General features: G+C 42.7%; 22 protein-coding genes and 1 tRNA gene. 2 read left to right on the top strand and 21 right to left on the bottom strand.

Annotation, left to right across the window (positions count from 1 at the left end):
• Nucleotides 1-13 precede the first annotated feature (13 nt).
• The 12 genes from rplN to rpsJ all read right to left on the bottom strand — a co-directional run bounded on the left by rplN (nucleotide 14) and on the right by rpsJ (nucleotide 5,547).
• Nucleotides 14-382, bottom strand: a complete 369-nt coding sequence (gene rplN / locus CGICJO_RS01050) for a 50S ribosomal protein L14 (RefSeq protein ID WP_087377479.1) — start codon at nucleotides 380-382, stop codon at nucleotides 14-16.
• 38 nt (nucleotides 383-420) lie between these two features.
• Nucleotides 421-678, bottom strand: coding sequence for a 30S ribosomal protein S17 (gene rpsQ, locus CGICJO_RS01055; RefSeq protein WP_087377477.1), 258 nt, complete (start codon nucleotides 676-678; stop codon nucleotides 421-423).
• Nucleotides 679-695: 17 nt separating this feature from the next.
• Nucleotides 696-899, bottom strand: coding sequence for a 50S ribosomal protein L29 (gene rpmC / locus CGICJO_RS01060; RefSeq protein ID WP_087377475.1), 204 nt, complete (start codon nucleotides 897-899; stop codon nucleotides 696-698).
• Nucleotides 899-1,324, bottom strand: a complete 426-nt coding sequence (rplP, locus tag CGICJO_RS01065; RefSeq protein ID WP_087377473.1) for a 50S ribosomal protein L16 — start codon at nucleotides 1,322-1,324, stop codon at nucleotides 899-901. Before rplP ends, rpmC begins: the two co-directional genes overlap by 1 nt.
• Nucleotides 1,324-1,992, bottom strand: coding sequence for a 30S ribosomal protein S3 (gene rpsC, locus CGICJO_RS01070; RefSeq protein WP_087377471.1), 669 nt, complete (start codon nucleotides 1,990-1,992; stop codon nucleotides 1,324-1,326). Before rpsC ends, rplP begins: the two co-directional genes overlap by 1 nt.
• 18 nt (nucleotides 1,993-2,010) lie before the next feature.
• Nucleotides 2,011-2,346 carry a 50S ribosomal protein L22 gene (gene rplV / locus CGICJO_RS01075; RefSeq protein WP_087377469.1) on the bottom strand — a complete coding sequence of 112 codons (336 nt, stop codon included), beginning with the start codon at nucleotides 2,344-2,346 and terminating at the stop codon, nucleotides 2,011-2,013.
• 21 nt (nucleotides 2,347-2,367) lie between these two features.
• A complete protein-coding gene (rpsS, locus tag CGICJO_RS01080; protein ID WP_087377467.1) occupies nucleotides 2,368-2,643 on the bottom strand; it encodes a 30S ribosomal protein S19 in 276 nt (91 codons plus the stop codon).
• A 26-nt stretch (nucleotides 2,644-2,669) separates the two neighbouring features.
• Nucleotides 2,670-3,503 carry a 50S ribosomal protein L2 gene (gene rplB / locus CGICJO_RS01085; RefSeq protein ID WP_087377465.1) on the bottom strand — a complete coding sequence of 278 codons (834 nt, stop codon included), beginning with the start codon at nucleotides 3,501-3,503 and terminating at the stop codon, nucleotides 2,670-2,672.
• 83 nt (nucleotides 3,504-3,586) lie between these two features.
• Nucleotides 3,587-3,880, bottom strand: a complete 294-nt coding sequence (gene rplW / locus CGICJO_RS01090; protein ID WP_087377463.1) for a 50S ribosomal protein L23 — start codon at nucleotides 3,878-3,880, stop codon at nucleotides 3,587-3,589.
• Nucleotides 3,877-4,500 (bottom strand): 50S ribosomal protein L4, encoded by a 624-nt coding sequence (rplD, locus tag CGICJO_RS01095; protein ID WP_087377461.1) that lies wholly within the window; start codon nucleotides 4,498-4,500, stop codon nucleotides 3,877-3,879. Before rplD ends, rplW begins: the two co-directional genes overlap by 4 nt.
• Nucleotides 4,501-4,520: 20 nt before the next feature.
• Nucleotides 4,521-5,153, bottom strand: coding sequence for a 50S ribosomal protein L3 (gene rplC / locus CGICJO_RS01100; protein ID WP_087377459.1), 633 nt, complete (start codon nucleotides 5,151-5,153; stop codon nucleotides 4,521-4,523).
• 82 nt (nucleotides 5,154-5,235) lie between these two features.
• A complete protein-coding gene (gene rpsJ, locus CGICJO_RS01105; RefSeq protein WP_087377457.1) occupies nucleotides 5,236-5,547 on the bottom strand; it encodes a 30S ribosomal protein S10 in 312 nt (103 codons plus the stop codon).
• Nucleotides 5,548-6,047: 500 nt separating this feature from the next.
• Here rpsJ and CGICJO_RS01110 point away from each other — a divergent pair, with 500 nt between their 5' ends.
• A complete protein-coding gene (locus CGICJO_RS01110) occupies nucleotides 6,048-6,563 on the top strand; it encodes a cob(I)yrinic acid a,c-diamide adenosyltransferase (RefSeq protein ID WP_486499314.1) in 516 nt (171 codons plus the stop codon).
• 465 nt (nucleotides 6,564-7,028) lie between these two features.
• On the opposite strand, the gene CGICJO_RS01115 is transcribed toward CGICJO_RS01110, so the two are convergent.
• The 7 genes from CGICJO_RS01115 to CGICJO_RS01145 form a co-directional block, all read right to left on the bottom strand.
• Nucleotides 7,029-7,700: an acyltransferase gene (locus CGICJO_RS01115; protein WP_087377454.1), complete on the bottom strand. Its 672-nt coding sequence runs from the start codon at nucleotides 7,698-7,700 to the stop codon at nucleotides 7,029-7,031.
• A gap of 12 nt (nucleotides 7,701-7,712) precedes the next feature.
• Nucleotides 7,713-8,285 carry a phosphatase PAP2 family protein gene (locus tag CGICJO_RS01120; protein ID WP_242968320.1) on the bottom strand — a complete coding sequence of 191 codons (573 nt, stop codon included), beginning with the start codon at nucleotides 8,283-8,285 and terminating at the stop codon, nucleotides 7,713-7,715.
• A gap of 168 nt (nucleotides 8,286-8,453) precedes the next feature.
• The gene (locus CGICJO_RS01125) at nucleotides 8,454-9,611 is read right to left on the bottom strand and encodes a 3-phosphoglycerate dehydrogenase family protein (RefSeq protein ID WP_486499315.1); all 1,158 of its coding nucleotides are present in this window, start codon (nucleotides 9,609-9,611) and stop codon (nucleotides 8,454-8,456) included.
• The gene (gene serC / locus CGICJO_RS01130; RefSeq protein WP_486499316.1) at nucleotides 9,604-10,689 is read right to left on the bottom strand and encodes a 3-phosphoserine/phosphohydroxythreonine transaminase; all 1,086 of its coding nucleotides are present in this window, start codon (nucleotides 10,687-10,689) and stop codon (nucleotides 9,604-9,606) included. Before serC ends, CGICJO_RS01125 begins: the two co-directional genes overlap by 8 nt.
• Before the next feature lie 180 nt (nucleotides 10,690-10,869).
• Nucleotides 10,870-11,802, bottom strand: a complete 933-nt coding sequence (gene pyrF, locus CGICJO_RS01135; protein ID WP_087377448.1) for an orotidine-5'-phosphate decarboxylase — start codon at nucleotides 11,800-11,802, stop codon at nucleotides 10,870-10,872.
• A 1-nt stretch (nucleotide 11,803) separates the two neighbouring features.
• Nucleotides 11,804-13,075 carry a dihydroorotase gene (locus tag CGICJO_RS01140; protein WP_486499317.1) on the bottom strand — a complete coding sequence of 424 codons (1,272 nt, stop codon included), beginning with the start codon at nucleotides 13,073-13,075 and terminating at the stop codon, nucleotides 11,804-11,806.
• Nucleotides 13,072-14,193 (bottom strand): hypothetical protein, encoded by a 1,122-nt coding sequence (locus tag CGICJO_RS01145; RefSeq protein ID WP_486499318.1) that lies wholly within the window; start codon nucleotides 14,191-14,193, stop codon nucleotides 13,072-13,074. The genes CGICJO_RS01140 and CGICJO_RS01145 overlap by 4 nt, the downstream gene beginning before the upstream one ends.
• 238 nt (nucleotides 14,194-14,431) lie before the next feature.
• Between CGICJO_RS01145 and CGICJO_RS01150 the strand changes: the two genes are divergently transcribed.
• Nucleotides 14,432-14,508, top strand: a tRNA-Pro gene (locus CGICJO_RS01150).
• 295 nt (nucleotides 14,509-14,803) lie between these two features.
• Here the strand turns inward: CGICJO_RS01150 and CGICJO_RS01155 are convergent.
• Nucleotides 14,804-18,493, bottom strand: a complete 3,690-nt coding sequence (locus tag CGICJO_RS01155; protein ID WP_486499319.1) for a dockerin type I domain-containing protein — start codon at nucleotides 18,491-18,493, stop codon at nucleotides 14,804-14,806.
• Between the two features lie 297 nt (nucleotides 18,494-18,790).
• Nucleotides 18,791-21,763: a dockerin type I domain-containing protein gene (locus tag CGICJO_RS01160; RefSeq protein ID WP_486499320.1), complete on the bottom strand. Its 2,973-nt coding sequence runs from the start codon at nucleotides 21,761-21,763 to the stop codon at nucleotides 18,791-18,793.
• Nucleotides 21,764-21,921: the final 158 nt, after the last annotated feature.

Consider the following 21,921-nt stretch of genomic DNA (forward strand, 5'->3'; position numbering starts at 1 on the left):
GCTGACACCTCCATTAAAGTACTTCCGGAGCCAAAGAAAGAATCTTCAGATAATCCTTATCACGAAGCTCTCTTGCTACCGGTCCGAAGATACGAGTACCCTTAGGGTTCTTATCTTCCTTTATAATTACGGCTGCATTCTCATCAAAACGAATGTAAGTGCCGTCCTCTCTGCGTACGCCCTTTGCAGAACGTACAACAACTGCCTTTACAACGTCGCCTTTTTTAACAACGCCGCCGGGTGCTGCTTTCTTAACGGAAGCAACGATTACGTCGCCTATATTGGCATACCTTCTTCTGGTTCCGCCGAGAACACGAATGCACATAAGTTCCTTAGCGCCGGTGTTATCGGCAACCTTGAGGTAAGTTTGCTGCTGAATCACAGTGCGTTCCTCCTTTTCTCAAAGCCCAATAAACGGAATTATTTAGCTTTCTCTATAATCTCGACGAGTCTCCATCTCTTATCCTTAGAAAGAGGACGGGTCTCCATAACTTTTACACGGTCACCAACACCGCACTCATTGTTTTCATCATGTGCTTTGAGTCTGACTGTGCGCTTAACGATTTTATTGTAAAGCTTATGCTTAACGCTATCTTCGATTGCTACAACGATTGTCTTATCCATCTTGTCGCTTACAACTTTGCCGATAGCTACTTTTCTCATGTTTCTTTCGCTCACTGCTATGCCCTCCTCAATTATGCTCTTGTATTCTCAAGCTCAAGCTGGCGAAGAACTGTAGAAACTCTTGCAATGTCCTTCTTAACTGCCTGAATACGCATTGGATTCTCGAGCTGGTTAATGGCAAGCTGAAAACGAAGATTAAAAAGCTCTTCCTTGAGCTCCTTGAGCTTTAATTCAAGCTCGTTTACAGACAATTCTCTGAGTTCTTTTGCTGTCATTATTGCTCAACCTCCGTTTCCTCTTTCTTTACAAACTTACATTTAATAGGAAGCTTCATAGCTGCAAGACGCATAGCCTCTCTAGCTGTAGCCTCGTCAACACCTGCAAGCTCGAACATAACTCTGCCCGGCTTAACAACTGCTACCCAATACTCAGGTGAACCTTTACCGGAACCCATTCGAGTTTCAGCAGGCTTCTCTGTGATTGGCTTATCCGGGAATATCTTAATCCAAACTTTACCGAATCTCTTGCAGTAACGTGTCATAGCGATACGGGCAGATTCGATCTGGTTTGATGTAATCCAGCTTGGCTCTAATGCCTGAAGACCATAATCACCGTAAGTAACCTTGTTGCCACGGTATGCTTTACCGGTCATACGACCTCTGTGTACTCTTCTGTACTTTACACGCTTTGGTAACAGCATTATTTATTGCCTCCTTCCCTGCGAGGTCTCTTCTTTACTTCGTTGAGAACCTCACCTTTGTACAGCCATACTTTAACGCCGATCTTACCATAGGTTGTGTCAGCCTCTGCAAAACCGTAGTCGATGTCTGCACGGATTGTCTGAAGAGGGATTGTACCCTCGTGATACTGCTCGGATCTTGCGATTTCTGCGCCGCCGAGACGTCCTGAACACTGAGTTTTGATACCCTTAGCGCCCAGCTTCATAGCTCTTCCGATTGCCTGCTTCATAGCACGGCGGAAAGAAATTCTCTTCTCAAGCTGCTGTGCGATGCTCTCTGCAACGAGCTGTGCGTTCAAATCCGGGGACTTAACCTCCACGATGTCGATTACAACAGCCTTGCCCAGCATTTTCTCGCACTGGAGTCTGAGCTTCTCTATCTCGCTGCCGCCCTTGCCGATAACCTTACCAGGCATAGCGCAGTGAATGTGAATTCTTACTCTTTTACCGTCACGCTCAATTTCGATTTTTGGCACGCCTGCACCTGCAAGCTGCTTCTTAAGAGTCCTGCGGAGGTTGTAATCCTCAACAAGAGTATCGCCAAAATCTTTCTTATTTGCAAACCAGCGTGAATCCCAATCTTTAATTACGCCTACACGCAAACCGTGTGGATTAACTTTTTGGCCCATAATCTTACCTCCTCCTCATTATTCTCTTTCCTTGAGCACAAGGGTAATGTGGGATGTTTTCTTGTTAATTCTAAATGCCCTGCCCTGAGCTCTCGGACGAATTCTTTTGAGGGTTGGGCCCTGGCTTACGCTGCACTCTGCAACGTAAAGTCTTGATACATCCATATCGTGGTTATTCTCAGCATTTGCCATAGCTGACTTGAGCAACTTTGAAAGTGGCTCGCAGGCGGCCTTTGGTGTCTGTGCAAGAATAGCCTTTGCAAGTTTTGCATCTTTGCCACGGATGAGATCCAAAACAATAGATACCTTGCGGGGTGAGATACGGACATAGTTTAAATATGCCTTAGCTTCCATTGCAATAACTCCTTCCGCCTATTACTTCTTAGATGTTTTTGAACCGGCATGGCCTTTGAATGTTCTTGTTGGAGCAAACTCGCCGAGCTTGTGACCAACCATATCTTCTGTTACATATACCGGAACGTGCTTGCGGCCGTCATGTACCGCAAATGTATGACCTACGAAATCTGGGAAAATTGTTGAGCTTCTTGACCAAGTCTTGAGAATTCTCTTCTCGCCAGCTTCGTTCATCTGCTGAATCCTTTTGAGCAGCACAGGCTGAACATAAGGACCCTTTTTTGTGCTTCTACTCATAATTTAAAGCTCCTTTCTGCCGCCTATTACTTACCGTTTCTACGCTTTACGATAAACTTATCAGAACGGTTGTGTGTCTTTCTTGTCTTATAACCAAGTGCAGGCTTACCCCACGGAGTAACAGGACCCGGACGTCCAACCGGAGATTTACCTTCACCACCACCGTGCGGGTGGTCGTTAGGGTTCATTACAGAACCTCTTACTGTTGGTCTCCAGCCCATGTTGCGCTTACGACCAGCCTTACCGATCTTTACATTTTCATGGTCTGTGTTTCCTACCTGGCCGATTGTAGCCATGCAAGCATCAGGAACATTTCTAAGTTCGCCTGAAGGAAGTCTCAGAAGAGCCATTCCGTTCTCTTTAGCCATAAGCTGAGCCATGTTACCGGCTGCTCTGGCAAGCTGAGCGCCTCTGCCTGGATAAAGCTCTACGTTATGGATAAATGTACCTGTAGGAATTGAGCTCAAAGGAAGTGCGTTACCAACCTTGATATCTGCATCCTTACCGGAAACTACTGTGTCTCCAACCTTGAGACCCTGTGGTGCGATGATGTATGCCTTCTCGCCGTCCTCGTACTGTACAAGAGCGATGAAAGCTGAACGGTTAGGATCGTACTCAAGTGTAAGAACCTTTGCCGGTACATCGAACTTCTGTCTTTTGAAATCTATGATACGATACTTTCTGCGATTGCCGCCGCCTCTGTGGCGAACTGTAATTCTGCCGTAGCTGTTACGACCCGAGTTTTTCTTTACGGGAGCAAGCAGACTCTTTTCGGGGGCAACCTTTGAAAGACCTGAATAATCTGTAACCGACATGTTACGGCGTGCGTTTGTAGTCGGCTTATAAACTTTAATGGCCATTTGGTTTCACTCTCCTCATGATGGGCTTTGCGGGGACTGGCTTTCATCCCCATACATACTGCCTGTTATTATTTTTTACAGGCTTACATCATGCCTTCAAAGAATTCGATTGGCTTGCTGTCCTCTGTGAGGGTTACAACAGCCTTCTTCCAGCATCTTGTGTAGCCTTCGTATCTACCCTGGCGGCGAAGCTTGCCTCTTACGTTGAGTGTGTTAACCTTCTTAACTTTTACGTCCTTGAAGATTTCCTCAACTGCTTTAGCAATTTCAACCTTACCGGCGTTTTTGGCAACCTCAAAGGTGTACCTTTTTTCCATTATGCCCTGCATGCTCTTTTCAGTGATGATTGGGCGAATGATGATGTCATGTGCTATCATGCGTACACCTCCTCGATTTTGCTAACCGCATCCTTAACAATTACGAGCTTATCTGCATTGAGAATGTCGTATACGTTAAGTGTGTTAACCTGAGCGGTCTTAACGCCCTTGATGTTGCTTGCGGATTTGATAACCTTTGCATCAACCTCGGGCAGAACGATGAGAGCTTTCTTCTCGGCGCCAATGGCCTTGAGCATCTCTGCGATAACTTTTGTCTTATATGCGTCAGCCTTGATTGCATCGATTACGATGATCTCATTAGCTGCTGCCTTTGAAGAGAAAGCAGACTTCATAGCGAGTCTTCTTACCTTCTTATTAACTGTAAATCTGTAACTTCTTGGCTTCGGAGCAAATACGATACCACCGTGTGTCCACTGAGGAGCTCTTGTTGAACCCTGTCTTGCACGGCCTGTGCCCTTCTGTCTCCATGGCTTTCTGCCGCCGCCGGAAACTTCTGCTCTTGTCAGTGCAGACTGTGTACCCTGACGCTGATTAGCAAGATAGTTAACTACCATATGATGCATAACTGCTGCATTTGGCTCTATACCGAATACGGACTCAGCAAGATCGATTGTTCCAACCTGCTTGCCTGCCATATCTACTACTGCTACGTTTGGCATTTATAAATCCTCCTTCCCTTTTAAGCCTTAACGGTATCTTTAATTACTACTGTACCGCCGTTAGGGCCGGGGATAGCACCCTTGATGGCGATAAGGTTGTTTTCAACATCAACCTTAACAACCTGCAGGTTCTGTACTGTAACTCTCTCAGCACCCAAGTGACCTGCCATCTTCTTGCCCTTCCATACTCTTGATGGGTCAGAGCAAGCACCGATTGAACCGCCGTGACGAGCAACCGGACCTGAACCGTGTGTTTCCTTAAGTCTCTGGAAGTTCCATCTCTTAATTACACCGGCGTAACCTTTACCTTTGCTGGTACCTGTTACATCAACTCTGTTGCCTGCCTCAAAAGCGTCTACCTTAACAATGTCGCCTACCTTGTAAGCATCAACATCGTCAAAACGGAACTCTTTGAGAATTCTCTTTGGAGCTACATCAGCCTTCTCGAAGTGACCCTTCATTGGCTTTGTAACCTTGTGTGGCTTTAAATCGCCCCAGCCCATCTGAACTGCTGCGTAGCCATCGTTTTCAACTGTCTTGATCATTGAAACAACGCATGGACCTGCTTCAACGACAGTTACAGGAACTACAATTCCCTTTTCATCGAAAATCTGTGTCATTCCAACCTTTTTTCCGATTACTGCTTTTTGCATTTCTATATCCTCCTTATAAGGTTATTGGTTGGCTTTCGCCAACATGACCCTGTCTGCTTGTAGGTTGATATGCCTATTAAGATTAAAGCTTAATATCAATATCAACGCCGGCAGGGAGCTCTAAGCTCATAAGAGCCTCGACTGTCTTGTTTGACGGTCTTAAAATATCAATAAGACGCTTGTGTGTTCTCATCTCGAACTGCTCACGGCTATCCTTGTACTTGTGAACAGCTCTGAGGATTGTAACAACCTGCTTCTCTGTTGGAAGCGGAACCGGACCGGAAACTCTGGCACCTGTTCTCTTTGCTGTTGCAACGATTCTTTCTGCTGACTGATCAACCAACTGATGATCGTAGCTCTTAAGTCTTATTCTGATTTTTTCCTTGACTGCCATTGTCGTCGCCTCCTTAATTTTTAGTTGGCGGGCTTTTAAAATTCTTTCCACATTGCCGGGTGTTTCCTCTCACCCTAACAATAAACCCGTCTGGCTTTTATCAACCAACGGGTACTCACAGAAAAGCATTCGGACACAATACGACACAGCAACTCCTTATGTCGCAAAAACCCCGAATTTATTTCGTTATCGCCCGGTTTAAAATCGGACATACTCCACGGAAAAACCGGCTAACTGCCGCAACCTCCCGCTTCATCGCATATCATATATAGTGCAGTCACGCAGGTATTATTATACACTATGAACCCCTGTTTTTCAAGAAAAATCACAAAAATTATGCGAAAATATTTCATTCAATATATATGATATTTTTGTATATTTTGTACATAATATTTTTGAGAAAATCTTCATCACCAAACCTTGAAAAATAATCCATTTCCGTTTATCATATACATAATTCTATTGGTCTGGAAATATATTACGAAAAGGAGTATCTTTTTATGATACACATTTATTACGGCGACGGTAAAGGAAAAACCACCGCCGCAACAGGTCTTGCCGTAAGAGCAGCCGGCAGGGATTTAAAGGTTCTTTTTGTTCAGTTTTTAAAAACCATGTCAACAGGGGAACGAACATCTCTAAAGCAGCTTTCAAACATAACCCTTGCCCCATGTCCCGTGGAGCTAAAATTCACCTTTACCATGTCAGAAGAGGAAAAGGAAAACTGCGCCCGTCTTATGGGAGAGATTTTCCGAGTATCCGCTGAAAAATCCATAGTGGGCAAATTCGACATGATAATCCTTGACGAGCTTTTGACCGCTGTTACTTTAAATATGGTATCCCATGCAGAGGTTTACGAGTTTCTTTCCAACGCCCCACAAACTCTGGAAATAGTTCTCACCGGTCATGAAGTTCCCGAGAAGTTTTCCGTTCTTGCTGACTACATCACCCATTTCGTAAACGAAAAGCACCCCTACCAGCGAGGCATCCCCGCCCGAGAAGGCATCGAATTTTGATTTTTATTTCCGACGTGCAAAAGTTTACCTATGAAATAAACACCTGCACACGTCGGGCGAGTCTTTTTGTTCCGCCGAGCTAAAGTTTTCTATAGATATCAACGCCAGCACTCGGCGGGCGAAACCTTTCGTTGTGCGCCTTAGAATGGCTTGCTCTTAATAGGGTTTGTTCTTTTAGCTTTAATATGTATATTATGGCTTTCTATTATATATAGTAATCGCTGCGCATATTGAGTGTTATTTTTCATTAAACATTATAATAATAAAAAAATGGCTCTGCACGAAGTTAACCGTGTCAGAGCCATTCTAATTTCTAAAACCAAGGTCTCGTCCGACCTGTGTGGAAGTTAATTTTTATATCTTTCCTTTGCAGGTCGGAATCAAAAGTCTCGCCCGCCTTGAAACGATGTTTATTTCTACAACTAAGTTTTGCAAGGCGGAACTAAAAAAAGGCGGACAAAAAAATTATTTGTCTTCTATTATTACTACTTCGTTTCTGTTCTTGTATATGCTGTGCTCGGGAACATAGCCACGAACCATTGAAAGAGGATAAACTCTTGTGCCTCTGCCGACAACTGTGCCCGGGTTCAAAACGCTGTTGCAGCCGATATCTGCAAAGTCGCCCAGCATTGCGCCGAACTTCTTAACGCCTGTTTCAACCTTTTCTCCGTCACACATAACAGTAACAAGCTTTTTGTCTGATTTAAGATTTGAAGTGATTGCGCCTGCACCTGTGTGAGCCTTGTAGCCCAAAATGCTGTCGCCCACATAATTGTAATGAGGAACCTGAACCCCGTCAAAGAGCACTGCATTTTTAAGCTCTGTGGAATTGCCAACAACTGCTCCTGCTCCGACTATTGCACTGCCTCTGATAAAAGCACAGTGGCGGATTTCCGCATTTTCGCAAATTATAAGTGGACCGCCCAGATATGCTGATGGTGCAACCTTTGCGCTTTTTGCAACCCAGATATCCTCTCCCCTTTTCTCGTAAATCTCAGGGTCAAGAGTGTTGCCTAGCTTTACAATAAACTCCTTAATCTTCGGAAGAACTTCCCAGGGATAAACAGCGCCCTCAAAAAGATCTTTCGCAATAGTTTTGTCAAGGTCAAACAAGTTTTTAATCATCAATTTTTCCATGATAATCTCTCCTCATTTATTAAGGTTTAAATCTTTTTTGTCATCAAACAAATTATATTTTTTAAATACCCAAACTACAACCGATGCAAGCAAAATACCCCAGAGCATACCTGCCAATACGTCTGTTGGGAAATGCACATAATTGTACAGTCTGGAGAATCCAATCAAAGCGGCAAGAATCAAAGCACCTATGCCCCACTTTTTATTCATACGGAAAATAACCGTAGCACAGGCAAAGGATGAGCTTGTATGTCCTGACGGGAAGCTGTAGGAAGACGGTCTGTCAACCAGCATATCCACCGCCAAATTTACATTGCAGGGTCTGACTCTTCCAATAAGGTTTTTCAGAATTACTTCTCCGGAAAGCCAGGTCACAAGCATAGCCAAAAGACCGGCAATCGCCCACATTCTGGTCTTTTTAGGAAAAAGCATACCTATGCAAATTACAATCCAAACAATGCCGGCTTCTCCTATTGCGCTTAAAAATGGCATAAGGAAGTCGAAAAAAGGATTTCTAAGATTCTGCTGTATAAAATCCAGAATACCAAAGTCAATATTTGTCACATTTTGAATAAAAGTTTCCAAGTATTCACCTCCAACCAATAAAAGGATATTACAAGAGGCATTATACCACAGTTAATATTCAATTTAAAGTGTTAGTTTTCTAAATATTTGCTAAGTTATTGCTTTTCTGCATATTTTAAAAACAAAAAAGCTGTACGGAAAACCCATACAGCTTTTTATTATTTATAATCAGATAACTCTTACTCTGATAACTCCTTCGATTGCCTCGATGGATGCCTTTACAGCCTGGTCTGCGCCTGTTGCGTCAACAACTGTATAAGCATACTCACCCTTGCTCTTGTTCTCCATACCCTCAACGTTTGCACCGTTTGATGTGATGCAGTCGAGAATCTGTGTGAGCATCTTAGGAGCATTCTTGTGCATTACGCAGAAACGAATATCTCCGGATCTTGCCATTGAAAGTGCAGGATAGTTAACGGAATTTGTGATATTTCCGTTCTCAAGATAATCCTTAATCTGGTCTGCTGCCATAACAGCGCAGTTGTCCTCGCTCTCAGGTGTAGATGCGCCAAGGTGAGGCATAACGATGATGTTTTCCTCGCAGAGGATATCATCTGTAGCAAAGTCTGTTACATAGCATGCGATTTTTCCTGACTTAACTCCTGCAAGGATATCAGCGGAATTAACAAGACCGTCACGGGAGAAGTTGAGAATTCTAACTCCGTCCTTCATCTTTGCGATTGTAGATGCGTTGATTCCTGCTCTTGTTGAATCGTTGAGAGGAACGTGAACTGTAATGTAGTCGCACTCTGCATAAATCTGGTCTGCTGTCTGTGCGTGCTTTACGTTGTGTGAAAGCTTCCAAGCAGCGTCAACAGAGATATATGGGTCATAACCCAAAACTTCCATGCCAAGGTCAGCAGCAGCGTTAGCAACGAGAATACCGATTGCACCAAGTCCGATAACGCCAAGCTTCTTACCCTTAATTTCAGGGCCTACAAACTGGCTCTTGCCCTTTTCAACCATCTTGCCAACTGCGTCGCCGTTGCCCTTGAGTGTCTTAGCCCACTCAATACCTGCAAGAACCTTTCTTGAGCTCATGAGCAAGCCTGCGATAACAAGCTCTTTAACTGCGTTTGCGTTTGCGCCTGGTGTGTTGAATACAACGATACCCTCTTCTGCGCATTTTGCAACAGGGATGTTGTTTACGCCTGCGCCTGCTCTTGCGATAGCAAGAAGAGTTTCAGGCATTTCCATATCGTGCATAGCGGCAGAACGTACAAGAACTGCGTCAGGATTTGCTACGCTGTCTGAGCAAGCATAATTGTCGCCCAGTCTGTTTGTGCCAACTTTTGCAATTTTATTTAAAGTTAATATATTATACATTTTTCTCTTCAAACTCCTTCATAAAGGCTACAAGCTTCTCAACGCCCTCGATTGGCATTGCATTGTAGATAGAAGCTCTCATACCGCCAACTGAACGGTGGCCCTTGATATTAACAAAACCGTGTTCTGTTGCCTCTTTAACAAACTTTGCGTCCATGTCTGCATCGCCTGTTACAAACGGAACATTCATCAAAGAACGGTCCTCAGGAACAACTGTGCCCTTGAAAAGTTTAGAGCTGTCAAGGAAATCATAAAGGATTTTAGCCTTTTTCTCGTTGTACTCTTTCATCTTCTCAAGTCCGCCCATTTCGTTCTTAATCCACTCAAGAACAAGCTTTGCAATATAAATTGTGTAGCAAGGAGGTGTATTGAACATAGAGCCGTTGTCGGCGTGTGTCTGATAGTTGAACATTGTTGGTGTAATGTCCATAGCGTGGCCGATAAGGTCTTCTCTGATGATAACAACTGTAAGACCTGCAGGAGCCATGTTCTTCTGTGCGCCTGCATAGAGAACGCCGAACTTAGAAACGTCGATTGGCTGAGAAAGAATGCAGGAAGAAATATCAGCTACAAGAGGAACATCTCCTGTGTCAGGAAGCTCGTGATAAACTGTTCCGTAGATTGTATTGTTCATGCAGATATGGAAATAGTCTGCATCCTTTGTAAAGGTTGAAGGGTCAAGCTTTGGAATATAAGAGAAAGTCTTGTCTTCGGAGGAAGCAACGATGTTTGCCTTTCCGTAACGTGCGCCTTCCTTGTATGCTTTTTTAGCCCACTGACCTGTGATAACATAGTCGGCCTTGCCGCTCTTTGTCATAAGGTTCATTGGAACCATTGCAAACTGAGATGAAGCGCCGCCCTGGAGGAACAAAACCTTGTAATTGTCAGGTATGTTCATAACTTCTCTCAAAAGAGCCTCTGCTTCTTTAATGATTGCGTCATACACCTTGCTGCGGTGTGACATTTCCATTACAGACTGACCGCTGCCCTGATAGTCCAGCATCTCGTCAGCTGCTTTTCTGAGTACAGACTCAGGAAGCATAGAGGGGCCTGCCGAAAAATTGTATACTCGTGCCATTATTATCTACTCCCTTAAATAAGTTTTGACGCTTACCTCGTGAAAATTTTAACGAGAAAGCATGATACTCGATTGGAATAATTATATTCCTTTTATGCCATTTAGTCAATAGAAAATGGTCATTTTGCTTAAAATATCCTGCTGTTTTTTCGTATTTTCATATATTTATTGGATATCAAATCAGAGCTTCATTTCTCCTACTACAGCTCTGATATCATCTCTCATTCTTATAGCTTCTCTTCTTGCTGCCATTGCGTAATCTTCCTCCGGGCAGCCTTCCTTTTTCCATGCGCACATAATAGCACGGCTGGAGTTAACGATTGCGCCTATACCGTTCTTATCAAAAGCGTGCTTTATATCCTGAGCGCCGCCGCCCTGTGCGCCGTAGCCGGGAACAAGGAAAAATGTTCTTGGAAGCTCTCTTCTAAGCTCCTCAAGCTGTTCTGGGTATGTTGCGCCTACAACTGCGCCTACGCCTGAGTAACCGTACTTGCCTGGGAGAGATTCGCCCCAGTTTTCGCACATCTTACCCATGTGGAGGTAGATTGTTTCGCCGCCTGTGAGCTGAAGATTCTGGAGTTCTCCTGAGCTTGGGTTTGAAGTTTTAACAAGAGCGAAAATACCCTTGTCGCCCTTTTTGCAGATGTCAACCAAAGGCATAATACCGTCAGAACCGAGATATCCGTTTACTGTGAGAGCGTCGCCGCCGAAAGCCTCACAAGCTTCACCCTCGATATCTGTTGTGCCAAGGTGAGCTGCTGCATAAGCTTCCATTGTTGAGCCGATATCGTTTCTCTTACCGTCTGTGATTACAAACATTCCCTTGCTCTTAGCATATTCGATAGTTCTTGCAAGTGTTCTTACACCCTGCCAGCCGTACATTTCGTAATATGCTGCCTGTGGCTTAACTGCCGGAACGATGTCGCAAAGAGCGTCAATAAGTCCCTTGTTGTACTCAAAAAGAGCCTCTGCTGCTCCCTCAAGGGTCTTTCCGTACTGTGCATATGCCTTTTCCTTGATGTAGGAAGGGATGTAGTCAAGCTTAGGGTCAAGTCCTGCTACAGTTGGATTCTGTTTCTCCACAATATTTTCAATCAGTCTGTCAAATGCCATTTTATATTCCTCCAAAAACTATTTTTCCATCTAAGATGGTATATTCAACCTTACCGTAAAGTTCTCTGCCTTTAAACGGGGTGTTTTTACTTTTTCCGTGAAGCTTCTCCGGGTCTACCGTCCACTTCTTGTCAAGGTTTATAAGGGCAATATCTGCGCTTGCGCCTACTTTGATTTCTCCGCCCTCAATTCCCAGAATTTTTGCCGGGTTTGTGCTCATTTTCTTTACAAGCTCGCACAATGTAAGCTCTCCTGTTTTAACCAATGCGGTATAGCTGGCGGAAAATGATGTTTCCATACCTATTGAGCCGTTTGGAGCTTTTTCAAAATCTGATTTTTCCTCCGGTGTATGCGGCGCATGGTCTGTTGCTATTGCGTCCAGTGTACCGTCCTTGAGTCCCTCAATAACAGCCAGTCTGTCCTTTTCGGTTCTCAGCGGCGGATTCATTCTAAAGTCCGCATCACGGGAAAGGAGCTCTTTTTCTGTAAACGTTACATAATGAGGAGCTGTTTCTCCTGTCACCTTGACACCCCTGTTCTTTGCGTCCCTGATAAGGGCAACGGATGTGGCTGTACTTACGTGACAAATGTGTACAGGAACATCATAGGCAGCAGCAAGGGCAATTTCTCTGGCTGTTCCGCAGTCCTCTGCGGCGGCCGGAATTCCCTTTACGCCCAGAGCCTTTGAAACCTCTCCCTCGTTGATTTTACCGCCCTTGGCAAGGAACAAGTCCTCACAATGGGCAACAACCGTCATATTGAGCTTAGGCGCTTTTTTCATTGCTTCAGCAAGGATTGCTGTGTTTTCAACAGGTCTTCCGTCGTCGGTAAGTCCGACTGCTCCCGCCTTTGCCAAAGCTTCCAAATCTGTAGCCTCGTGGCTTTCAAGTCCCTTTGTTATACTTGCGGCAACATAAACCTTTGCGTCCGCTCCTTTAGCCTTATTTAAAATATATTCAACAGTTTCGGGATTATCTGTTGTAGGCAGTGTGTTTGGCATAGCCAAGAGAGAAGTAACTCCTCCCGCTGCGGCAGCCTTACAGCCTGTTATAATATCCTCTTTCTGAGTCTGTCCCGGGTCTCTCAGATGAACATGTATATCCACAAATCCCGGCACAGCCACAAGGTTCTCACCGTCGATAACCTTGTCAGCCTCCTGAACATGGGTGTAAAGCTCTTTTATCTTTCCGTCTTCCACCAATATAGAGCATTTCTCCTCTTTTTCTTTCTCAGGCAGTACCGCATAACAGTTTTTAATAAGAAGGGTACTCAATTTTCATCATCACCTTTCTGCTGGTCGTCAAATACATTATATTCTTCGGCGTTTTTAAAAGCTTCAAGGGATTTTTCCCTTTTCTCCGCCTGTTTTTTCTCCTGTCTTTTTTCAAAGAAATTCTTTTTCTTTTCCTTGGGTTCAGGGACATTGTTTTCCCCTTTGTTATCAAAGAATTTGTCCAGGTACTCCTCTTTTTTGCCTTCTTCAACCTTGGAGTCCTTTTCCTTATCCTTTTTATTTTCCTTTTTATTTTTTTCCTCGCTTATAGCTTCGTCTATGCTCTTTGTAACATAATCGTGCTTTTCAGCATGTTTAGCCCTTACAACCATAAGGTCGTCTGCTTCCTGACCGTCAATATATGAGGGAAGTTTGCGGCTGCTGCTGGCTGTGATTTCCATATTGTTTTTCTTTCTGTTTTTTAATATTATCACAAACAAAATTACAACCACTGCACAAAGAAAAGCGATAAGCAGAGTTAAAATCATATTTCCTGTAAACACGCCGGTATCAGGTTCTCTTATTTCAACGGAATTTAATATAGAGTCAAACTCGTTTCTCTCTGTTTGAGTGAGGGCAGAGCCTGTCTTTTGAATAACTATGTTATAGTTCATTCCGTTTTCAACCACATTCCCCTGTATTCCGTAAACATCAACCCCGCTGGCTGTGCTTTGAAATTCCAGAGAAATCATCTTGAGCTGACCTAACTCCGTTACTTTTGCTTCTTTGTACATTTCCGAAGCCATAAAACCCTGCTGAATAGTTTCCAGCTGGCTTTCATCAAGATTATTGTAGCTGACAATTTCTTTGCTGGACTCATCTATATTCATGGTAACAGCTATAATCTTCGTATTATCGCTGTTATAGCCCTGTAAATAAACATTCGATTTTCCCAGATTGGTCATTACACTGTCGTAATCCAAACCCACCTGCTCAAATACCGGATCGTCAGAGGGAGTATCTCTCATAATAATTCTGTATTCGTTAGGTATATCAATTTTCAGACCTATGCTGTTTATCTCGTAAGACATTAAAACCGCAAAACCGCTTACCGCAGAAATAACAAGAAGCAAAGCGGCAATAAATAGGGATACAAAAGCTTTTGAAAGTTTTTTCAATAAAACCACCTCTTTTAATATAAGGGATAAATTGATAACAGTGTATTCTTTTTAATTATAACCCTTTTGCACAAAAAACACAAGTAAAAACACTTAAAAGAGGGAGATACATAGATTATTCGCCCTGAAATACTCTAAAAACAGGCAAAAATATTTTTTTAAACATTTTTTTAAAAAAAGCTTGACAAAACCACAAAGAGCATATATAATAATAGACGTTGTCAGCACCGACAAATATCGAGGTGTGGCTCAGTTTGGTAGAGCGCTTGGTTTGGGACCAAGATGCCGCAGGTTCGAATCCTGTCACCTCGACCACTAAAAGCAAGGAAACCGATACAAATGTATCGGTTTTTTTGTTTTATTCTGTAACAAACAAAAATACAGGTTTCTAAACCTTATTTTCACCAGATATCATATCAACCGTTATAACACATTGAAACAGACTTATCCATTAAAAGCCGACACATAAAGTATCGGCTTTTTGTTTTTTTGTATTTTCTTTTATTTCGTTTCAAAGGTAAAGGGCTGCAGCATACGCCGCAGCCCTTTTCAATAAATTAAATTATTTGTTCATCTTTCGTGCGCAATCAATGAAACAAATTAATAGGAATTATTCTACTGGAATAGCTACGATTTCAGTTTCATAGAGATCAGCTGCAATCATCTGAATCAATGTAACATCATAAATTGTTATCTCTCCGTCCTTGTTTACATCGGCGAGTGTTTCATAGAATACAGATACTGTAAACTTAGCAAGAACAGTCTGTGTAATTGTTGCATCAACTACGGTTACTTCACCGCTAAGGTCTACGTCACCAAGATATGCGCCCTTCTTAAGATTGTTTATAGCCTCTTCGAGAGCTGCAATCTGATCTTTAACATCCTGAACTGTAGCATTCTCATCGTCTACAACTGCCTGAGCAGCTTCTATAGCATCCTTGAGAGCCTCTATTGTTTCAGGTACATAAAGAGTTTCTTCATCGTCAACATAACCCTGAGCCTCTGCAATCTTATCAACGAGAGGCTGCTTATCTACTACAAGTGCTTCTCCTGCAGCATTAAGGTCTGCTGTCATATTGTCGATGATTTCCTGAGTATATGCGTCTGCGTTGCCTGCTGCTACGTCATCAAGAATCTTCTTAGCTTCTTCAAGAGCCTTATTGAGGTTTGCAACTGACTCTGCTGTGTAGCCTTCTGTGTCAAACTGTGACCACTTGTCATAAGCTTTCTGAAGCTCTGTAACATCAATCTTGATTTCACGGATAATTTCTGTTTCAAGTCTGAACTCGTCTGTTGTTGGCAAGCCGTCTTCACCGATCAATCTGTCGAGTTCCTGTTTCTCTGTGATAGAGTGTGATGCACCTGAACCTGCAAACTTAAATGCATACATATCGTTTACAACATTGCCGTTGAGCTCGATTACAGAAGCGCCCTGTGCAGGGATATCAGGATTTGTGGACTCATGAACCTTAAATCTGAAGATTGCCATGTATGCACCCTCAGTAAAGTCAACACCGGAGTGGATGTTGGAGAAGTTGAAGAGCAATTCGCCTGCTGGCTTGCCCTGAGATTCTGTAAGACCGGAATCAGGAATCTGATTGTCTACAACGTATCCTGCAATGCTTGCAAGACCCGGATATGTAACATCGAGGAACTCAAGATATGCATTAGTATAGAGAATATCAAACTCGCCGTTTACAAGCCAGTTCTCGTCGTTCTTAACCCATACACGGTACTCAACGATATCGCCTTCCTGAACTTCCTGTCCATTTACTGTAAAGTCTTCAACAACTGTTGGGTCACCATAGTAATATACAACCTTACCGTCTTCAGGATCTACGCCGCCCTTACCGTCTGTGATATCTGTGATTTCAATTGGTTTGCCTTCGTTTGCAGGATCTGCCGGAGAACCGTCAAAGTTAAATGTGCTCAATACATCGAACTTACCTGCATTTTTAAGGCTTGTTTCGCCTGTGCCTACAACTTCAAATTCCAAAGTTGCGAGTACGTTTCTTATTGTAAAGTCAACACCGTTTGTTACATCTGTAAAGTTAAATGTAAAGAATCCGGACTCGTTGCTTATATTGTCAATAACACCAATTCCAGCCTCTGTAACTGTTGGATACTCAACTGATTTAATCTGGAGCTTAGAAGCATCGAAATTCATTGTATACTGAGCATTCAAAATCCATCTCAATGTTTCGAGGTCAATGTTAAATCTGAATGTATCACCAACATTGTATTCTGTTCCGTCAACTACAAGAGTTGTAACAGGAATCTCTTCTGGATCGATAACGTGCTCAACCTTACCTTCGTCAGGATTTACACCGCCGTTGCCGTCAGTGATATCTACGATTTCGATTGGCTCGCCAGGATTGTCAGCAGGTGAACCTTTAAACTGGAATGTTGAAAGAGCTACAAACTTAGCCTTGTCAGCAAGAGTTGTTTCACCGCCTGCGATAACCTCAAAGGTTACCTCGTAAAGGTTAGCTGTCTTTGTAAAGTTAACACCATTTTCAATATCTGTAAAGTTAAATGTGTACCAGCCTTCGTCGTTGTCATAATTGTCATAAACAGTGATACCTGCGTCTGTTACTGCAGGATAAGCTGTATCAACTATCTTAAGCTTGGAAGCATCGAATTCCAAATCAAACTGGGAATTGAGAACCCATCTGTTAGACTGGAGCTGTCCTACAAGCTTAAATGTATCGCCTACATCGTAAGTTTTTCCGTCAACTGTAAGAGTCTTTTCTACTGGAATTTCCTCTGGGTCAACGAGATGTTCGATCTTGCCTTCTTCAGCCTTGATACCGCCGTTGCCGTCTGCGATGTCAACGATTTCTATTTCTTCATCAGGATGATCAGCAGGTGAACCCTCGAACTGGAATGTTGAAAGAACCTCAACATTTGCCTTATCAGCAAGAGTTGTTTCGCCGCCTGCGATAACCTCAAAGGTTACCTCATAAAGGTTTGCTGTAGATGTAAAGTCAACACCCTTTTCAACATCTGTAAAGTTGAACTTGTACCAGCCTTCATCATTGCTGTAGTTTTCTACGGTTGCGATGCCTGCAGCTTCTATTGCAGGATAAGCTGTGTCAACTATCTTAATCTTGGAAGCATCAAAGTTGAGAACGAACTGAGCATTCATAACCCATCTGTTAGCCTGGAGCTGTCCTACGAGCTTGAATGTTTCGCCTACATTATAGGTCTTACCGTCAACTGTAAGAGTCTTTTCTACTGGAGTTTCGTCCTTAATTTCGTTGCTAATTGTACCGTTATCAGGATTCAAAGCACCGTTTCCGTCTGTAATATCAACAGGTCTGAGATCCTCATCCTTATGATCAGCAGGATCTCCGTCAAATGGGAAGGAGGACATCTCAACGATGTTTGTCTTGTCATTCAAAGTTGTTTCGCCTGTGCCTACAACTTCAAATGTGATAACATAGAGTTCGCCCTTCTCTGTGAAGTTTGCACCCTTTGATGGATCTGAGAAGTTAAATGTATACCAGCCTTCTTCGTTGCTGAAATTTTCAAATACTGTAATGCCTGCTGCATCGAGAACAGGATAATTTGCTTCAACAACGTTAAGTTTTGTCTGGTCGAAGTTAAGTTCAAACTGGGTATTCATCAGCCATCTGTTTGTCTGGAGATCGCCTACAAATGTAAATGTGTCACCTACATTATAAATTTTACCGTCAACTGTGAGAGTTTTTTCAACCGGCTCTTCTGCATCAGGAGCTGCCTCGTTCTTTATAGCACCCTTATCAGCAATAATTCCGCCGTTTTCATCGTTAACAGTAACCATTGTAAAGTCATCTTTACCTTCAGGACTTCCTTCAAAATTGTAAGATTTCATATCTACAATTTTAACGCCGTCTGCCAAAGCTGTTTCACCTGTGCCGATTACTTCAAACTTAAGATCATACAAAGTCTTGCTTGTTGTAAAGTCAGCTCCGGTCAATGGCTGTGAGAAGTTAAAGAGGAATTTTCCTTCGTCAAGGTTGTTGTAGAATACTGTGATTCCCTGAGCTGTAAGTTCTGGGAACATAGCTTCCTCTGTCTGATTATCGACAAGTTTAAGCTTTGAATTGTCGTAAGGAACTTCAACTTGTCCGTTCATGAGCCAATTGTTTACCTGAAGCTCGCCCTTAAGCTCAACAATATCGCCCATTTGATAGCTTTTTCCGTCAACTACCAAAACTTCTTCCGCTGAGGCTGTAAAGGAAACAGCAAACAGAGAAGCAATCATTGAAATGGAAAGTAGCACGGAAATGCACTTTTTCAAGTAGTTTGTTTTCACTGTTTAAACCTCCAATCTTTTTTACGCACAACTATAATTTAATTTATTTTGTACATATTCATTATACCATTTTCAACCCTTTTGTCAATAATATATATCAATAAAAACTTTTTTTAGTATTATTCACAATACATTTTACATACTTTTATGTATCATATCAAAAATATCACCTTAATAAAAAAGCGGAGTTTGTAAAAACAGTTTACAAACTCCGCATAACTTATTTACTTGTTATAATCCCAAATACTGAATAAAAAACAAACTTTCAATACCTTAATTTTAAATACCTGTTAATAATCAGATTTCGTCCGGGAATACATACTCATTCTCAGCATTAGTTGCAAGACGAACCTGAATCATTGTTGTATCCATTATTGTAATCTTGCCATCCTTGTTAACATCAGCTGCAAGCTCGTTAATTGTTACGTTAAGCTTTACAAGGAAGTTCTGGATATAAGATGCATCGTCGATATTAACTCTACCGTCGTCATTTGCATCTCCGAGAAGAACGCCTTCTACGAGGTTGTCAATAGCTGTGTTGATAGCCTCTGTTGCTGCAACTACATCTTCGTAAACAACGAATTCTGTTTCAACCTTTGCAAGGAGCTCTTTTCCTGCATCTACTGCTGCCTGGAGAGCTGCTTTGCTTGTTGGTGAGTACTTGTCATCAGCAAGCTTCTCTTCTGCTGCTGCGATTGCTGCTTCGAGAGCTGTTGTGTCAGGCTTAACTGCATCCATAGCTGCCTTCAAAGCTTCGAGCTGAGCCGCAACGTCCTCAACTGCTGGGTTCTCTACAACTGCTTCTGCTGCTGCGATTGCTGCATTGAGAGCTGCGATAGACTCTTCTGTGTAGCCTTCTTTTGCTGCAAGCTCTTTTGCCTCTGCGATGAGAGCCTCAAGTTCTGCTGTATCAACTACAAGACCGTCGATAGCTGCCTGGAGAGCTACGATTTCATCAGCAACTGCCTGTACGCTTTCAGGAGCTTCTGCTACTGTCTTAGCGTGTGCAATAGCATCTGCCAATGCCTGAACAGATTCTGATGTGTAGCCTGTTGTATCCATTGCTTCTGCTGTCTTGATAAGTGCTTCGAGAGCTGTTGTGTCAGGCTTAACTGCATCCATAGCTGCCTTCAAAGCTTCGAGCTGAGCCGCAACGTCCTCAACTGCTGGGTTCTCTACAACTGCTTCTGCTGCTGCGATTGCTGCATTGAGAGCTGCGATAGACTCTTCTGTGTAGCCTTCTTTTGCTGCAAGCTCTTTTGCCTCTGCGATGAGAGCCTCAAGTTCTGCTGTATCAACTACAAGACCATCGATAGCTGCCTGGAGAGCTACGATTTCATCAGCAACTGCCTGTACGCTTTCAGGAGCTTCTGCTACTGTCTTAGCGTGTGCAATAGCATCTGCCAATGCCTGAACAGATTCTGATGTGTAGCCTGTTGTATCCATTGCTTCTGCTGTCTCGATAAGTGCTTCGAGAGCTGATACGTCGATTTTTACTGCGTCCATAGCTGCCTGGAGAGCCTTAACTGCTGCGTCAACCTGATCCTGTGACTGTGGATCTGCTGCAACTGCCTCAGCTGCTGCGATAGCCTCATTGAGAGCTGCGATAGATTCTTCTGTGTAGCCTTCTTCTGCTGCAAGAGCCTTTGCCTCTGCGATGAGAGCCTCAAGAGCGGATGCGTCGATATCTTTAATCTCTGTTACAAGATTTGATTCCTGAACATCGAGTTCGCCTGTCTCTTCATTATATACATTTGTCATATCATAGCTTGAACCGTCAGGCTGACCTGGTTTAGAGAATACATATGTTTCAACAATCTTTGTATCAACTGTGTAGTTGCCAGGAGCTGCATCTTCTTTTACTGTGAAGTAGAAATCAAATACTTTGCCAAGTTCCTCAAAGCTTACACCGTTTGTTGTGGAGAAGTTGAAGTAAATTGTAGATGTACCGTCGCCGTTGTCTACTACGTTGTCAACTACAGAAACGCCTGCTGCTGTAATAACAGGATATGTAATAGAATCGTCATTTACAACAAGATCAAGAACTGTGTTGTTGAATGTGATCTCATACTGACCGTTTGCAAACCAATTATCATCCTTTATATTGAGGTAATAATTGATTTCGTCGCCGGCAACAACTTCAATATCGTTAACGATAATCTTCTCTGTTGTTGCAGGTGTATCTGCTACAACCGGCTCTTCATCGGATGTACCCTTTGCAGCATCGATTTCGCCTGTAGACTCATCAACAACATTTACCATTGTATAGTCAGGATTTTCCTGATCTGCAGGATCGCCGGCAAAATTAAAGCTGCTCATTGCTTCGATTTCGTCAGTAACGTTCTTAGCTGTATCTGAACCCTTTATAACTGTGAATGGAAGATCGTAGAGAACTGCTGAGTTTGTAAAGTTATAACCTGCTGTAACATCAGTAAAGGTAATTCTAATTTCGCCAACGCTTGCGCCGCTCTCTTTATCTTTTACATCGTTATACATGAAAGAACCGATTCCGAATACATTCGGGAACATTTTTTCATCTTCTACAGGAGCAAACTGGAGATACTCTGGGTCATACTTAACAGAAATCTGACCGTTCATAAGCCAGTTGTTATTTACCTGAATTTTCTTTGAGATATAAACTGTCTCGCCAACTGTTGCTTCGTAACCGTTGATTGTCAAAGTTTCAGCCTCAGGACCTTTAATCTCTATTTCGCCTTCTGTACCCTTATCAGCTGGAATTGTGCCATTTTCAAGTGCGCTGTCAAAAGGATATTCTACTGGCTTACCCTTATTCTCTTCTGACTGAGGGTCACCAGCAAATGGGAATGTGCTTATAACCTGAAGATCGTCATCGATTGTAACTTCTTCAGCTGAACCTGCGATAACCTCAAAAGTAAGGTCATAGAGAATTCCGCCCTGTGTAAAGTCGATACCGTTGGTTACATCAAGGAAGTTGAAATTGATTTCACTTCCTGTATTAAAGTATACCAAACTATGTCCGTTAGCTACAGGGAACATTTTTGATGGTTCTTCTTCAACAAATTTCAGGACATCACTGTTATAAGGGATGGATACCTGGCCGTTAAGCAGCCACTTATCATTAACAGTGATTTCCTTCTTCACTTCAATAGTATCTCCAACAGAATATTTCTTACCGTTAATTGTTACAGTATCTTCTGCTGCATTAGCAATAAGGGATACAGACATAACAGATACCAACATTGCAATAGTAAGAACTATTGAAAGACATTTTTTTAATCCTTTTTTCAAAACAATAACCTCCGTTCTTTTTTTAGTAATCAGTATTCGGAATAAAAAGTACACTTTTTACCTTCTCCATTATATATCAGAAACAGCGGCCTTGTCAATAAAAATATCCGGTTTAATTTGATAAGTTTTATTTATTTTATCACATTTTCATAAATCAT

It is taken from the genome of Candidatus Limousia pullorum, assembly GCF_057405065.1.